General features: G+C 43.1%; 11 protein-coding genes and 2 pseudogenes. 3 read left to right on the forward strand and 10 right to left on the reverse strand.

Going from position 1 to position 15,607, the window contains the following annotated elements; translation table 11 throughout:
• Nucleotides 1–62: 62 nt before the first annotated feature.
• The 9 genes from BN3283_RS01945 to BN3283_RS01985 form a co-directional block, all read right to left on the reverse strand.
• The gene (locus BN3283_RS01945; protein WP_041502296.1) at nt 63–452 is read right to left on the reverse strand and encodes a (2Fe-2S) ferredoxin domain-containing protein; all 390 of its coding nucleotides are present in this window, start codon (nt 450–452) and stop codon (nt 63–65) included.
• 9 nt (nt 453–461) lie between these two features.
• Nucleotides 462–1,019: an ATP-binding protein gene (locus BN3283_RS01950; protein ID WP_059025520.1), complete on the reverse strand. Its 558-nt coding sequence runs from the start codon at nt 1,017–1,019 to the stop codon at nt 462–464.
• A gap of 239 nt (nt 1,020–1,258) precedes the next feature.
• A complete protein-coding gene (locus tag BN3283_RS01955) occupies nt 1,259–1,651 on the reverse strand; it encodes a response regulator (protein ID WP_059025469.1) in 393 nt (130 codons plus the stop codon).
• 280 nt (nt 1,652–1,931) lie between these two features.
• The gene (locus BN3283_RS01960) at nt 1,932–2,645 is read right to left on the reverse strand and encodes a PHP domain-containing protein (protein WP_059025470.1); all 714 of its coding nucleotides are present in this window, start codon (nt 2,643–2,645) and stop codon (nt 1,932–1,934) included.
• A gap of 5 nt (nt 2,646–2,650) precedes the next feature.
• Nucleotides 2,651–2,986 carry a DRTGG domain-containing protein gene (locus BN3283_RS01965; protein ID WP_041502293.1) on the reverse strand — a complete coding sequence of 112 codons (336 nt, stop codon included), beginning with the start codon at nt 2,984–2,986 and terminating at the stop codon, nt 2,651–2,653.
• A gap of 18 nt (nt 2,987–3,004) precedes the next feature.
• Nucleotides 3,005–4,348, reverse strand: coding sequence for a [Fe-Fe] hydrogenase large subunit C-terminal domain-containing protein (locus BN3283_RS01970; protein WP_059025471.1), 1,344 nt, complete (start codon nt 4,346–4,348; stop codon nt 3,005–3,007).
• Nucleotides 4,349–4,369: 21 nt separating this feature from the next.
• Nucleotides 4,370–4,786, reverse strand: a complete 417-nt coding sequence (locus BN3283_RS01975) for an ATP-binding protein (RefSeq protein ID WP_041502291.1) — start codon at nt 4,784–4,786, stop codon at nt 4,370–4,372.
• 9 nt (nt 4,787–4,795) lie between these two features.
• Complete coding sequence (locus BN3283_RS01980) at nt 4,796–5,140, reverse strand: DRTGG domain-containing protein (protein ID WP_041502290.1); 345 nt, start codon at nt 5,138–5,140, stop codon at nt 4,796–4,798.
• Nucleotides 5,141–5,220: 80 nt separating this feature from the next.
• The gene (locus tag BN3283_RS01985) at nt 5,221–8,220 is read right to left on the reverse strand and encodes a hypothetical protein (RefSeq protein WP_059025472.1); all 3,000 of its coding nucleotides are present in this window, start codon (nt 8,218–8,220) and stop codon (nt 5,221–5,223) included.
• 206 nt (nt 8,221–8,426) lie between these two features.
• On the opposite strand from BN3283_RS01985, the pseudogene ligA reads away from it, so the two are divergent.
• The 3 genes and pseudogenes from ligA to BN3283_RS01995 form a co-directional block, all read left to right on the forward strand.
• Nucleotides 8,427–10,148 (forward strand): annotated as a pseudogene (ligA, locus tag BN3283_RS01990) (NAD-dependent DNA ligase LigA); the annotation flags it as partial.
• Nucleotides 10,149–10,202: 54 nt separating this feature from the next.
• Nucleotides 10,203–10,949: pseudogene (locus BN3283_RS14800) on the forward strand (helix-hairpin-helix domain-containing protein); the annotation flags it as partial.
• A gap of 78 nt (nt 10,950–11,027) precedes the next feature.
• Nucleotides 11,028–13,529 carry an ATP-dependent Clp protease ATP-binding subunit gene (locus tag BN3283_RS01995; RefSeq protein ID WP_041502288.1) on the forward strand — a complete coding sequence of 834 codons (2,502 nt, stop codon included), beginning with the start codon at nt 11,028–11,030 and terminating at the stop codon, nt 13,527–13,529.
• A 32-nt stretch (nt 13,530–13,561) separates the two neighbouring features.
• Here BN3283_RS01995 and BN3283_RS02000 read toward each other — a convergent pair whose 3' ends face one another.
• Nucleotides 13,562–15,535 (reverse strand): hypothetical protein, encoded by a 1,974-nt coding sequence (locus BN3283_RS02000; protein WP_235375030.1) that lies wholly within the window; start codon nt 15,533–15,535, stop codon nt 13,562–13,564.
• Nucleotides 15,536–15,607: the final 72 nt, after the last annotated feature.

The raw sequence follows: 15,607 nt of genomic DNA on the forward strand, positions 1-15,607 counted from the left end.
TTGTTAGGGTTAATTTTTTTGTTTTCAACACAACTCCACAGGTGATAAGCGGGTTGCAACGATTAAATCGTGTTGTAATTGACGGGAATGATCCCCTCCACGAGTTCGTCGTTCTTTAAATATTTTTGAATGATTTCTTCTGCTTTTTCCGGGGTTACGTGACCAAAAACGATCGGATCTTTACCGGGTTTCGTGATTTCGATAGTCGGTTCTGCATAACAGTATCCCATACAACCGGTTTGTGTCACAACAGCCGCAATCCCGTTTTTTTCTAAATTTTCGATAAAATAATTCATGGTTTCCTTACTTCCGGCTGCAATACCGCAGGTAGCCATGGCTATCTTTATCTGGATCAGGTTATCTGCCTGTTCGCTTTTCTCGCGAAGATCGATTTTAGCCTGAACGTTTTCTTTAATACGTTTAAGATCTGCTAATGATTTTATCTTCTCCATAGTTAATGATTAAGGTTGATTTGTTATATAAGTTATCTCTTTTAAGTTCTCTTCTATCATTTGTTGTAAAGCGAGTACGATCTCCGGGTCGTTAACGGGAACGCCTTCCAGGAAATCTTTTACCTCTTTCGAGTCGAAAAGATATTTTCCTTTTTCCGTGACATGACGATAGACAAAACGAATATCCGGATTCGATGCTACAAGCAGAACGACCGTGTTGGCTATATTGCCGACGGGAGGGCGATCCAGATGGGAGTGTGAGAAAATGGCCTGAATGGTTGTTCCCTCTCCTTCGCGAGAACTAATGGTCAACGAACCTCCGGTTTGTTCGGCATTTTGTTTTAACAGGGGAATTCCTAATCCTACTTTTCGGACGGTCCTGCTCGTGAAAAAGGGATCCGTTACCCGATCCAGCGTTTCTGCGTCCATACCACATCCATTGTCTCTTATGGTGATGCTAAAGAGGTCTTTTATGATATTCTCTTCAATATCAATTTCTATTTTTGTGGCCTCTGCCCGCACCGAATTTTGGGCAATGTCCATAATATGAGCTGATAAATCTTGCATCTTCGTCACTTCTAAATGTGAGGGAAATCGCACCTTCCACTTATAAATTTACGGTTATTTTCAAAATAAACTTTCAATTGAAAATAATTCGTCTCAAATATAGTAGAAATATCGTAATAAACAACTGACAAAACGTCAACCTTTGTTATATAGATTGTTTCTAATAAAGTTTTGAAACCCTTGGTTTTTGGGGTGCTACGCGAATCGAAGTAAGGATGGGACGTGTGGAAAAGGACAATTTAATCGGGAGAAAGGTAATACCGGAGGAGACGCTTCAATAGAGCGCAGTTGATCGGTTTTACGATGTAGTCAGAACATCCTGCAGCCTCTGCTGCTTGTTTGTCTTGGGGAAAGGCGAAAGCGCTTACGGCTATAATCGGAATATCTGAATTCGTTTCTCGTATTTCCCGGGTGGCTTCCAAACCGTCCATTTGAGGCATTTTAATGTCCATTAAAATAAGATCCGGAAAATGAGATTTGAATTTTTGGATTGCTTCTATCCCATCCCGGGCGCGAATAATAGAATATTCTTTTTTTAGAATGGTATCTAAAAGAAGAAAATTACTCTCGTTGTCTTCGGCAATAAGTATTGTTTTGGATGGATTAATATAATCATTTTCCTTTCCTTTCATTCTTCTACTCGATTTAAAAAAATGAACGTTTTATGATTTTGAGTATTTAGAAAGGGACAAAACAGGCTCTAATGCGCTTTACTATTGATTCATAATTTTTTAAAATAGGCCAATATAGCATATTTTTCGAAGAAAATCTGTATATTTACGCCATCATAAAACGTTCGTTTATTGATAGATAGATTGGATTGATTCTGTGGGAATTATATATAAAATATATTATTTCCTTTTATTCTATTCCTTGTTTTATAATTTTTCTAAAAAAACATTCAAGGAGGATTTAAAGTGATCTAATAGCCTGATTAATAGATTCAAATGAAGGAGATGAAAGGGATAGTTCCGTGTATACCTTACCGATATCATTAACATAATGGGCATCGGAAGAACGAATGAAAGCATAATTTTGAAGGTAATTGTTACCTTTTAAGAAAGCCTCTTTCGTCGTGTAAGGACTGAGTTCTAAGGCTTCTACCCGTAGGTCGGGAGGAACGAATCCCAATTGAGAAAGGATACTGAAACAGCTTTTATCGATGTGAGCGGGAATAAAGATACCTTCTAACCGATGTACTTCATGTTCGATATTTTCGATCGGCAGATCAAGGGCGGAAATGAGCAAACGTTTTTCTTCGTATAAAATTTGGTCGTCCCAATCGACGACCACCTGATAACCGAATTTTTCCGGGTTGTTTTGAATAGAGGGGAGATGCCGGTCCAAAAAGAGTTGAAATTCGTCCAGTCGTTCCCGGTTTGGGAAAAAAGCTAAACAGTGTGCCTCTTCCCGGGTTGAGATTTCAACTCCGGCGAGAACGAATATTCCCTCCTTTTGGGCCTTTTCCTGGATGATGATGGCCTGTCTGGTAGAATTGTGATCGGTAATACCGATGATGTCCAATTTTTTTTGCTTGGCCATGGCAATAATATTCCGGGGACTCATATCCAGATCCCCGCAAGGGGATAGTACGGTGTGTATATGTAAATCGGCCCGGAATAACATGGGTTTCAGCCTTTAATGGTTTTGTAAAGTTCTCCCGTGATTTCAAAGGTTTCCAAAGATGTGGACAGGATCGGGATTCCCTCGGCGTCGCTTTCTGCGGCAGTATCTTTCTCGGGGGTACGTCCTTTCACGAGAATAATGGCGGCAATCTCTTTTAAAGAGGCGATAGCCATAATGTTTTTATGAGTTTGAAGGGTAACCCATATGTCTCCTTCCCGGGCGTTGCCCATGACGTCGCTTAACAGATCGGATGTATAGCCTCCTTTGATTTCGCGTTTTGTACCGGAAGCTCCACTGCAAAGAGTAAGGTTTAATTTTGATATAAGTTCTTGTACGGTCATGATTATATATACGATTAATTATGATTCAAATCTTTTCTTTCCCCAGGTTTTTTCTGAAATGTCGAGGGATTCTTCCGGGGTCATTAAATCTTCTTTACAAAGAATCTTTTGCATAAACACGCATTGGTTCAATTTGGCCTTTCCCTGAACGACATCGCGGGCGAGGGTTTGGCAGGAAGGAGCTCCGCAAGCTCCACAATCTATTTTAGGAATAAACTCCATGATTCGGTTGATCTTTTCCATTTTCTCCATGGCGACAAGCCTATTTTCGTCCAGCTTTTCTATGGAACGGGGGGGGATTTTACCCGTGAGAGACATGAGTTTGTATAAAAAAGATCCGTATTGCTGTACATCGTCAGGAGCGGTCCGGTTTTGCATCTCGCTTGATCTCATTCGTTTACGTAGACGTTCTATCGTTAAGAAACGATTGTTTATGACGAGAGCCCCTCCCGCGCAAGAGTGGTCGCAAGCCCGTAATTCAAGAAAATCGATGTCCGTGATTTCGTCGTTCTCTAATTTCTCGAGAATATCGATGACGTTGTGAATCTCGTCGATAGCGAGGCAACGTCCGTCGAAACGGGAGGCTTCACCTTCCGTGAGCGTCCAGGCGATGGCTTCCGGTGATAAATACGTTTGTTCCGGAACGGGAACAAGCGGTTGATTTTTGTGTTGAGTAATGCCTAATTGTATCTTATTGTATATAAAGTCGATATTGATAACTCCGTTTACGGCGGATCCCTCTTCCCCCACGGGAGATTTTACGGCAGCTATTTTTGCGGCACAGGGGGTAACGTAAAAAATTCCGATCTCCTCGTTAGGAATACCTTGATCGATTAGTTTCTGGCGGGCATAGATCGCCGCCAAATCCATGGCTTGTTTTAAACGGACGATATGTCCTATTAGCGAAGGAAACCTGACCTGGATCAACCGGACGACGGCCGGACAGAAACTGGATATGAACGGTCTCTGGTGGCTGTTGTTTTTCATGTAATCCCGGGTCGCCTCCGTCAGAATCCCGGACGTTTGTGCCACTTCAAGGACATAAGTAAAACCCATGTCATGTAATTCCGAGAAAATCTGTTCTTCAGTGATATCTTCTGAAAATTGTCCGAATAAGACGGTGGGAAGTAGTATGACCCGGTGTTTAAAGTTGAAAATTTGACTGAAATCATCCTGTTCCACGATAATCGCGTGTTGAGGACAGGATTTCAGACACATGCCACAATCTACGCAAGCTGCTTCGTGTATACTTGCTTTCCCATGCCTGATGCGTATCGCTTGCGTCGGGCACAGACTCATGCAGTGAGTACAGCCGATACACGCTTGTGACGCAACTTTTAAGGCATGGTAGAAAGGTTCCATATTCAATTCGGAAGTTCTGTTTTAGTTTGAGAAATACGTGGTCATTGTTACTTTTGTTCCTTCGTTTACGTTAGATTCAATCTCCAGTTTATCGCAGTTTTTTTTCATGTTAGGCAAACCCATTCCTGCTCCGAATCCCATCTCTCGCACTTTCGGGGAAGCTGTCGAATAGCCTTCTTGCATGGCTAAGGATATATCGGGGATACCCGGTCCTTTGTCACTGATGATTACCTCGATGTATTCAGGATTAACGGCTACTTTCATCACTCCCTCGTAGGCATGAGCCACTACATTCACTTCTGCTTCGTACAGTGCGACAACAATGCGTTTGATCAGCATCGCATCTATGTTTAGTTGTTTGAGAATCTTTTTTACTTCACTCGAAGCTTGCCCTGCTTTGGAAAAATTTCCTCCTTCGATATTATAATTAAACTCCATTTTTTCGGATTAATAGATAGGTTCTAAACCGGCAACATATAATTCGCCGCATACTTTAAACATACTCTGTTTGCATTGGAGCAAAGCGATGTTACTCTCCTTGGCTAATTCGACCATTTCTGGAGTAACCTGCTTGCCCCGGACAAAAAGGATAAAACAGATATCTGACATCTCTGCCGTCCGTATGACCTGAAGATTCGCCAATCCCGTAATAAGGATCATTTCACTGGTATCCAGACGCAGAACATCACTCATGAGATCAGCAGCGAAAGCATGCTTAATCATTTTATCGAGGTGATGATTTTCATATATCACCTCGGCTTGCAATAAAATAGCAATCTCTTTTAGGGTCATGGGCTTTTTTTATACGTTCCTAAAATAGTGAGAATATTTTAGAAAAACAAGCACCCGAATCAGAGCTTGGGGGAAATTATTCAAATGGTCAATGCCACGGAAAACAGAAAGTCGAAAAACATGGATTGTTTTTTGGTCTCGTAACCCGTTCTGAAACCTAAATTAACCGGGAATGGCAGACGGAAGAAATGGGAATCTACAGTCGCTTCGATTCCGTAGGAATAGAAAAATTTAGAACGTAACCTGTTTTTTTCTTTTCCCGCGTCGAAGAATACTCCTGCGGTCAGGCGTTTCATGTATAAGACCGGGCCTACATGCGCATCCGGATAACAAACGGGCATTTTGTAACCGGAATGAAGAGTGGATAATCGATGGCCTCTGAGTGTCATGCCCCTTGGAGAGAGGATTTCGTTGCTGAAGTAATTATTTGTGTTTGATTTCTCCTGATGCCCTAAATAAGCGTAAAATGAGTGATGCGGAACAAATCCCGGAAAATAGAACCTGCCTTCTCCCCACCAGGTATTTCCGTAATCTAAATTTTCAAAAGGAGTGTGAGCGAAACCGGCTTCTAACCGTTGCCCCCATCGCGGATTTATATCGCGTGCATTCATTCGGGTCTGATTGTAGAATATGATACCGTATTGCATGATTTGCAATGTCCTATCTGGGTTCTTAAATTGATAATCGTTGGGATGGGCGATTTGCCAGAGATTTTTTTTGAAGTCGTATACGGATCCGAATTCTTTTATTTTGTTTTGATGAAGGGTTTTTAATTCGTATTTCACGTAAGGGGTTAGTGTCCTGAGAACGTTTTTGATATTCAACGTAAATGGAAATTGTATGACCGTATTTAGTTGTGTGTATCGGTTGGTATTGTATATGAGAACGGTGTCTTGTTTGTGGGTGATCAGGTTCGTGGCGTTGTAATCTATGTTCGTCATATAATCGTCTTGTCTTCCGCTTTTGAATTCAACCTGAAAAACGGGCCAAAACCCTTTATAAGTAGCTTTGATTTGCCAGTTGCCGTGGGGATAGTCCCTTCCTCGCACGTAGCCTGCCGTAAGAAATAGTGTGCTTAATTTATTCTGGGAACTTACAGCAATGCCGAAATCGATATCCATGTCGTCTTTATCCGGGAAAATAGGTCCCCAGCTATGAAAATTGAACAAATGGAGAGCTTTGTTGTATTCTTTGCTTTTGTAAACGGAGTCTTGAGTGAATTTGAATTTCCAGTTTTCCAGACGGGTTAACTCTTCGGCTAATGGAAAACATTTGGAGCGGATATCCGTCTCCTCGAGCTGTTGTAAAGCTATTTTTCCGGGCTTGTATCCGTCTGCCGTATAAAACGAAAAGTAAAGCGTGTCTTTTTGTGGGGAAAGGGCGGGGTAACGGATTCCGAAACGACCGTTTAAGATGTTTCCTCCAAAGTGTAAAGAATCTTTTTGTCGGTAGAAGGAGTTATTACCGTTAAATGCTGCCCGGTAGAGGGTCTCTCCTTTCAGGTCGATCGGGTTGTCTAACTCGTAATTCGTTTCCGGTGTGACGGATTCTCTCTTTCCGTTTTTCAGGTCAATCCGTTCTAACCTCTTTCCGGAAGGGGAAACGACAACCGTTAAGATATACTTCTTGCCGTCGAAGGAGGGATGAACGAAAAGTTCATGTTCTTTGCCTTTCAGACGGAAAAGCTCTTTTTTAAATGTATGGTCCGTGATAACAATCGAAGCCTGGTTTTCCTTATTTACTTCCACGAATCCCCAGTTTTTGCCGACGGCAAAAGGTGCGAACCGGTTGAAAGATGCCGGATGTCTCGTGTATTTCCGTTTTTGCATGTCGAAACTGGCTAAGACCATTTTTCCTCCGTGTTGCCAGCGAAGATCGGGTTTATATTCCGACCATACCAATTTATGTTGATTGTAGGCGAATTTGTAATCATACAGTACTCCCGGACGTATGAGAATCGATTCTTCTCCTGACTTCAGTCGAACGAAAGCTCCTGCTTGATTCAACCCTTGTTTGTAGGCGATGATTTCCCCTTGTCCCGCGGGGGTAGGATAGTGATAATTGGCATAAACCGGATTCCGGGTGGCAAGCGTATCGAAGTGATTCTGTGTGCTATCGGCTTCTCGCTTCCATAGCTGTTGCAATTCGCTGAAATTATCCCGGTAAAGGGTACGTTTGGCATCGCAATAGGTATTTGCCTGCTTTACACTGTCCGGGTCGACGAAGAAAGAACGGAAACGGGGAAGAGCCCATAGAGAGTCCCTCTTCTGTTTTAGCGTTATTTTCAAACTTCTGGCAAACGGGGTAATTCCATACGGACGTTTCCCGACTCTCGCGAGAGCATCTTGCCAGATGGCGTTTCCGTAATGTACCCGACTGTTTCCGGCCATAAAGTATCCCATAGTGTAACGATCCGGAACGAAATCCCGCAATGAACCCAATACGGCTTTATCATAAGAGTAAAGTCCCTTTTCTACGATCTGTGCTTTCATTTCATTTAAAAATTCCGGGGAGCGTCCTCTTCCGTTCGTTCCGATGGAGGTCTCGAAATCGGTAGCGTCTCCTTCGAGGTACCACATCGGGATGTAAAGCCCGATGATGGCCATTGTCATTTGTTCCCCGAAAATATAATAGAGTACTTTGCTGAAACCTTGATTTACCTTATCGTATTGTATGACGTGACGAAATTCATGTACGCAAAGATGTTCCAACCAGTTGTCGTCGGAACTTTGCGGGGGAGTTGTGTACAGTTCGCTCTTTTTGGGAGCCCATCCCGCGTTTCCGTTTGATATACCTCCGTTGGCCCGTACGATCATGGATATTTTTTTGGCTTTTATACCTAACGAGTTACCGTGTGCGTATAGTTTGGCATATATATTGGCTATATATTGAGCTTGTTCTTCGAAAAAATCGGGATATATAATTTGAAACTCATCCGTTTTAATTTGACGCCAGCGGGTGAAACAGGGATCTTGCCCTAAATCGACAAATTGGGCTTTGACCGTCGACAGGGGTAAAGTGGAAAGCAGAAGTACTGCGATACGAATAAATAGGGGCTTAAAATCAAGATGATATCTCATGTTTGTAAATTTCAACCGGTTTGTAAACGATACAGATGCGCTAAAATATATTTTTATTTTAATATTTTCTACATCTATATAAATTATCTTTGTGAACGAACTTACGTACAATAGGTTTGTAGGGTTCGGGGCATTGGGGGAGGATAAATTGATAAAATGAGAATCAAGGTTGGTTGTTTCGTAGAATGGATGGTAACGGAGGAATTATGGAGAATATAGAAAAAGAAAGAATAGCAGAGTTGAGGAAACTGTTGGAGTATTATAATTATCTCTATTATGTAAAAAATGCTCCTCGGATTTCAGACATGGAATTCGATAAATATATGCACGAATTGGAGGCTTTGGAAGATAAGCATCCGGAATGGTACGATCCGAATTCTCCGACCCAACGCGTGGGAAACGATTCCACGAATGAGTTTGTGCAGGTATCGCATAGATACGGTATGATGTCTCTTGCCAATACCTATAGTGAACAAGAGATACGGGATTTTGACGAGAGAGTTCGTAAAGGACTTGGAAATGAAGAGGTGGAGTACGTGTGTGAGTTGAAATACGATGGTACTTCCATCAGCTTGCGCTATGAAGACGGGAATTTGAAGGTTGCCGTTACACGCGGGGACGGAGAGAAAGGAGATGATGTAACGGCGAATGTGCGTACGATTCGTACGATTCCGTTACGTTTGCAGGGAGATGATTACCCGGAAGAGTTTGAGATACGGGGGGAGATATTGATGCCGTTTACTGTTTTCAACCGTTTGAACGAAGAGCGGGCGGAGGCGGGGGAGGCCTTATTTGCCAACCCGCGAAATGCGGCTGCCGGAACTCTGAAATTACAAAATTCTTCCATCGTGGCGAAACGTCAATTGGATTGTTATCTGTACTATATACCCGGGGACGATACGCCCGCTCCGACGCATTATGGTAATTTGCAGAAAGCCAAAGAATGGGGATTTAAAATTCCCGCGAATATAGAGATTTGTCGGGATGTGGACGAGATTTTGAGTTTTATCAGGAGATGGGACGAGGGGCGTAAAACCTTACCGGTACCTATAGACGGAATCGTGATAAAAGTAAATAGTATTCGTCAGCAGTTGCAACTGGGATATACGGCAAAGTCTCCTCGTTGGGCCATTGCTTTCAAATACAAGGCGGAGCGTGTAGAAACCCGGTTAATAGATGTAGTATACCAGGTGGGGCGTACCGGTTCCATTACGCCGGTAGCCAATTTGGCCCCGGTACATATTGCCGGAACGACGGTAAAGAGGGCTTCTTTGCATAACGAGGATATTATACGGGAACTGGATCTGCACCTTCATGATTGGGTTTACGTGGAAAAAGGAGGAGAGATCATACCTAAAATAGTGGGGGTGGATAAGGCCAAACGAGAGGCGGATGCTCCTGTTATTCAATTTATTACTCATTGTCCGGAATGCGGTACGGAGTTAATAAGACACGAGGGGGAAGCCAATCACTACTGTCCGAACGAAGATCATTGTCCTCCTCAAATAGCTGGAAAAATTGAGCATTTTGTGAGTCGTAAAGCGATGGATATCGAGGGAATGGGGGGAGAGACCATCGATCTGCTATTGAGTAAGGGATGGATTAGGGACGTTTCGGACATCTATGAGTTGCCGGCTCACCGGCAAGAGTTGATCGGAATGGAAAAAATCATTTATCCTGAAAGCTATGTGATGAATAGTATTCCTTTATCCAAGGTTATTTATGCATTTGAAATAGGAATAAAAAACATATCGGTAAAAAATGCGGAGGCTTTGGCGGAGCATTTCGGTAGCTTAAAGGCATATAGCGAAGCATCCGGCGAAGAGTTACTGGCGATTGAGAAATTGCAGTTTACCGGCGATCGGAGAAAGAATGTAAATAAGATCGTGGATTATTTTCGTTTGCCTTTTAACGAAATGTTAGAGCGATTGAAAGAGGCGGGAGAGGTGGACATGATTCCTTTGAATCAGGTTATTTATGCCTTGGGAATTCCGGGTGTCGATCGTCACAAGGCAGACTGGCTGGCTGTCGAATTTGATTATCTCTATCGTTTGGCGGTAGCTTCGGAGAAGGAGATTGCGGCGGTAGAGGGAATAAGTGGGGAGGAGGCTTTACGGATATATTTGTTCCTGCGGGGGAAAGAAAAATTCATTCGTAAATTGAATACTTTAAGGGTTTATCGCTTGCAGGAGAAATCGGTGGATAATTTGATTGCCGGGATTGAGAAATCGAAAGAGGCGGATTTGCCTGATTTTATTAATGCATTGGGGATTCGTTATATAGGTGAAAGTGCTTCCCGGAATTTGGCTCGTCATTTTAAATCATTGCAGGCGATCATGGATGCCTCTTACGAGCAGTTGATAGAGGTCGAGGATATCGGGGAACAGATGGCCCGGAGCGTGCAACGTTATTTCGAAAAACCGGGAAATAGGGAGATGATGGCCCGTTTCCTTCAACGGGGCATACGGGGAGAGATGCGTGAGGAAGAGGGCGAAAGCGATGTCTTTGCCGGAATGACTTTTGTGATCACGGGTACTCTTTCTTTACCAAGGGAACATTTCAAGGCTTTGATCTTAAAGGCGGGTGGAAAAGTAAGTGATTCAGTATCTTCGAAGACCACTTATCTCTTGGCCGGAGAGAATGCCGGAAGCAAATTGAAAAAAGCGGAGAAATTAAATGTAACCATTTTGTCTGAAGAAGAGTTTAATAAGATAATAAAAAGTGAATAATGAGAGATGCATGATATTTCTGGTATAAAAGTATTATCTTTACGTTAGATTAAAAAAAGTCGGGAAACGACAAGAATTATGGGAAGAGAAGAAACAAGACGATTGAAACAGATAATGACCTCTGCAGGAGAAGAAGCAAGACGATTGGGCAACTCGAAGATTTACCCGGAGCACTTGTTTTTAGGTTTGTTGAGGTTGAGAAGTGGTCGGGCGATTGATATATTAATATCTTTGGGGTTGGATTTTTACGAGGTGAAGGATAAGATAGAACAACGGCTCGGGGGAAAACGTTATAAATCGGAAAATGTAACCGATATTGATTTTACACTTGCGGCTAATAGCGTATTGAAGCGGGTTGTGGAAGAGGCGTGGGATTTGGGTGACGAAGAGTTGGAATCCGAGCATGTGGTATTGGCCATTTTAAGGAATCAAGCGGGATTTGTGACCAAATTGTTCAAGAGCATGGATATTGATTATGACATTTTTAAGGAAGCTGTCTTAAAAGAGAAAATGCGTATGCAATCAGATTATAACGAAGAGGGGGATGATTCGGAAGATTCCGAAGATGATTCTTCCATGTATAATCCCTATCGTCAAGGAGGGACGGCATCCGTGAAATCGGATACTCCTGTGCTGGATAATTTCGGAATCGATATTACCAAGGCGGCGGAAGAGGGAACGTTGGACCCGATCGTGGGACGTGATCGGGAGATCGAACGTTTGGCCCAGATATTGAGTCGCCGGAAGAAAAATAACCCCGTGTTAATCGGAGATCCGGGGGTCGGAAAATCGGCTATCGCGGAAGGTTTGGCTATTCGGATCGTACAACGGAAGGTCTCCCGGGTATTGTTTGACAAGAGAGTGATCGCCTTGGACATCGCTTCGATTGTCGCCGGTACGAAATACCGCGGACAGTTCGAGGAACGGATGAAAGCCATATTGGCGGAGTTAGCCAAAAATAGAAATATTATTCTGTTTATTGATGAGATTCATACCATAGTGGGGGCCGGAGGTTCTGGAGGAAATTTGGATGCAGCCAATATGTTGAAACCGGCGTTAGCCAGAGGAGAGATCCAATGTATAGGAGCTACGACGTTAGATGAATACCGACAGAATATCGAGAAAGACGGGGCTTTGGAACGTCGTTTCCAGAAGGTATTGGTCGAGGCGACTTCATTTGATGAAACCGTGGAGATTTTGAATAATATAAAATCCCGTTACGAGGATCATCATAATGTTCGTTACACGGATGAAGCGATAAAGGCTTGCGTGAAATTGACGACCCGTTACATATCCGATCGGGCATTGCCGGATAAAGCGATAGATGCTATGGACGAGGCTGGCTCGAGGGTACATATTGCCAATATTAATGTTCCGCCGATTATAGAAGAATTGGAGACCTCGATTGAAGAGGTGAAGGAGAAGAAAAAAGAGGCGGTAAAACAACAGAATTTCGAAGTTGCCGCTGCTTTCCGGGATAAAGAGAGACAGCTGTTGAAGTTGTTGGAGGATGAAAAAAATAAATGGCAGCAGGAATTGGATGAAAACCGGATTACGGTAACGGAAGAGGATGTGGCCGAGGTTGTGGCTATGATGACGGGGGTACCCGTGAAGCGGATAGCCAAGACGGAGGGCATGAAATTACTGCAGATGCATGACGAATTATGCGAGAGTGTTGTGGGGCAACGGGAGGCTATTGAGAAGATCGTGAAAGCGATTCATCGGAATCGGGCCGGATTGAAAGATCCGAATCGTCCGATAGGTTCGTTTATCTTTTTAGGTCCAACCGGAGTGGGTAAAACGCAGTTGGCTAAAGTACTTGCCCGCTATCTGTTTGACTCGGAAGACGCGTTGATTCGTATCGATATGAGTGAGTACATGGAGAAATTTGCCGTATCTCGTCTTGTCGGGGCTCCTCCGGGTTATGTCGGCTACGAGGAAGGCGGACAGTTAACGGAGAAAGTACGTCGCAAGCCTTATTCTGTCGTGTTGTTGGATGAGATTGAAAAAGCTCATCCTGACGTGTTCAATATCCTATTGCAATTGTTGGATGACGGGCAGTTGACCGATAGTTTGGGACGTAAGGTCGATTTTAAGAATACGATCGTAATTATGACCTCCAATATAGGTAGTCGCCAATTGAAAGATTTTGGTCGCGGCATCGGTTTCGGATCGCAGGATCGGACCGGGGATAGCGATTACGCGAGGGGGGTAGTGCAAAAGGCGTTGAAGAATGCTTTCTCTCCGGAATTTTTAAATCGTATCGATGATATAATCATGTTTAACTCCTTGTCGAAAGAAGATATCTATAAAATAATAGATATCGAACTGAAAGGCTTGTTCAAGCGGGTAGGCGATCTCGGTTTGAAGATTTCCATTTCTAATGAAGCGAAAGATTTTATTACTGAGAAAGGTTTTGATCCGCAATACGGGGCACGTCCGTTGAAACGGGCGATACAAAAGTATTTGGAAGATGAGTTGGCGGAAGTCATTATTAAAGGAATTCCGGAAGGGAGCGAACTTCAGGTGGATTACGATAAGGAAAATGATAAAATTATTATAAATGAAAAAGAGGCTTGAAAAAGCCTCTTTTTCATTGGACGGTTTAATGTTTATTTTTTTAGTATTTTCTGTACGGCTTTTACCATGGGCTCTACACTTAAATCGTGACCGGTAGCTTGTAACATCCATTCGTTGGGTGTGAGGCGCCCGAGTCTGAAAATACGGTCTACTTCCTGGGAAAAGGTTTTTCCGTTCAGGTAATCCTCTAACTGGAATTCTATGATTTGTCCGAAAGCGTATGCCGATAAGTAGAGGGGGTAGCTGATCATATGAGAATAGATGGCTAAAATCGTTTCGTCTTTCTTTCCGAATACCGGAGCGTAATAAGTGTTCCATATCTCTTTTGATAGAGAGATAACGGCATCTCTCAATTCGGATGCCGTAGCGTCCGGATGAGCGTACATCCATTCCCAGGTTGCGATATCCAACATCGAAACTCCCATGATCTCGTACAAGCTCCAGAATTTGTCCAAAACGTCCATCTCTTCTTTTTCCGGGTTATTGTCTTCGATTCCTAATAATTGAAGATCCCGTTTTTGAAAAATGAAGGCAAGGGCTTCTGTGAAGGCGGTATTGGGAACACCGCTCATCATGAAGTTGTCTACATCGTACATGGAGATCGTTTGTTCCACGTTGTGTCCGAATTCGTGGACGGCAATGTTATATCCTTTGTAGTCCATTCCTTTTGCCGGAATACGGGTGCGGAGGTGTGATCGTTGTCCTTTCATGGCTGCTCCCCAGGCATGACCGGAACCTCTCGCTGCATCGACAGCTATTTTATCGCAAATATAGTTAGCCCTTTCGGGAGTGAATCCCAATTGGACGAGGATATCGGGTAGTCCGGTCTTAAATGCCGCGGCATCCGGGTAAAGTTGTCGGGTTTGGGCGTCTAATTTGGTCTCATCCAGGCTGCTTCTTGCCTTAAATCCGTCGTACCAGATGTCATAAGCCTCTAATTTGCGTCCGAGGCGTTTGGATATGATTTTTCCTACGGCCTTTAATTCCGGTGCGGTTAGAAACTGGGTGAACAGAGTTTTAACATCGTTAAGAGAGATCTCCATCTCCCCGGAGAATTTTCGTTCTATGAAATTTTTGCCCGTGTAGGGATCTATGGCTTTTACGGCATGGAAATTATTTAGCATACGCCGGTAGCGTTCCGTGGCCTCGGGGATTACGGAGACTGGCTCCCCCTTTGAAGAGATGGTATTGGAATAAGGATTCCAATCGTACGCTCCGGAGTTGATGACTTGTGTCGGAATCTCTTGCGTAATGATTCTCTTCATGACTTCGTATACGGTACGTTGTTTATCCAATCCCTCTTTTCCTTTGTTATAGTTTGCTTTAATTTCATCCCGAAGGTTCCAGTGTGAGAGTAGAATCTTATCATCCGGAAATAGTTTTTTCCCTTTGGCGTTCGACACGTGTCCCATGTATATGTTATAATCGGATATGTAAACGTCTGCATCGCTCTCCGATTTTACTTGGGCTTGGATTAATTCGGAAGGCACCCTGGAGGTGAAAATATCTCCTAAACGAGCGTAGGCCCAAGCCTGTCGATCTGTCCCGATTGTCTCTTTCACTTTTAAAGGAACTTCCGGAAAATTCAACGCAATGATAAACCCGATTTTATTCGCGTAAAAATCATTGATCAAGTGAGAGCCGGGACTGTAAGCACCGAACAGGGGATCTATTTCGTCTAAAGGTCCGTTATCTTGATGAAGATTCAATTGTAATTGTAGCGTTATTTCATTGAAATGTCCCCACAAAGCTTCAAAATAATTACTGATCTTTTCAAAAACCCGTTGTTTCGTTACGGGATCCGTAAGGTAATTTTTGATACAAAAAGATTGGAAATCGTTAGTATTTCCGTCATCTGATTGCCATAGGCGAGCTACTTGTCTTACTCCTGCTTCTACGAGTTGTTTATCCGTACCTCCCTTTGCTTGTATGGCCGTGACGGTTGTCTGAATGGTTTCTTCCGGTATGGAAGCACGAGTTGTTAAACCGACGAATAAACATACCATAAATAATGAATGCTTAAGGATTTTTTTGTTCATGGTGTAAAGATATGACGTGTAAAAATAAAAATAGGAAGC

This window comes from Gabonibacter massiliensis (genome assembly GCA_001487125.1).
Lineage (GTDB): Bacteria > Bacteroidota > Bacteroidia > Bacteroidales > Marinifilaceae > Gabonibacter > Gabonibacter massiliensis.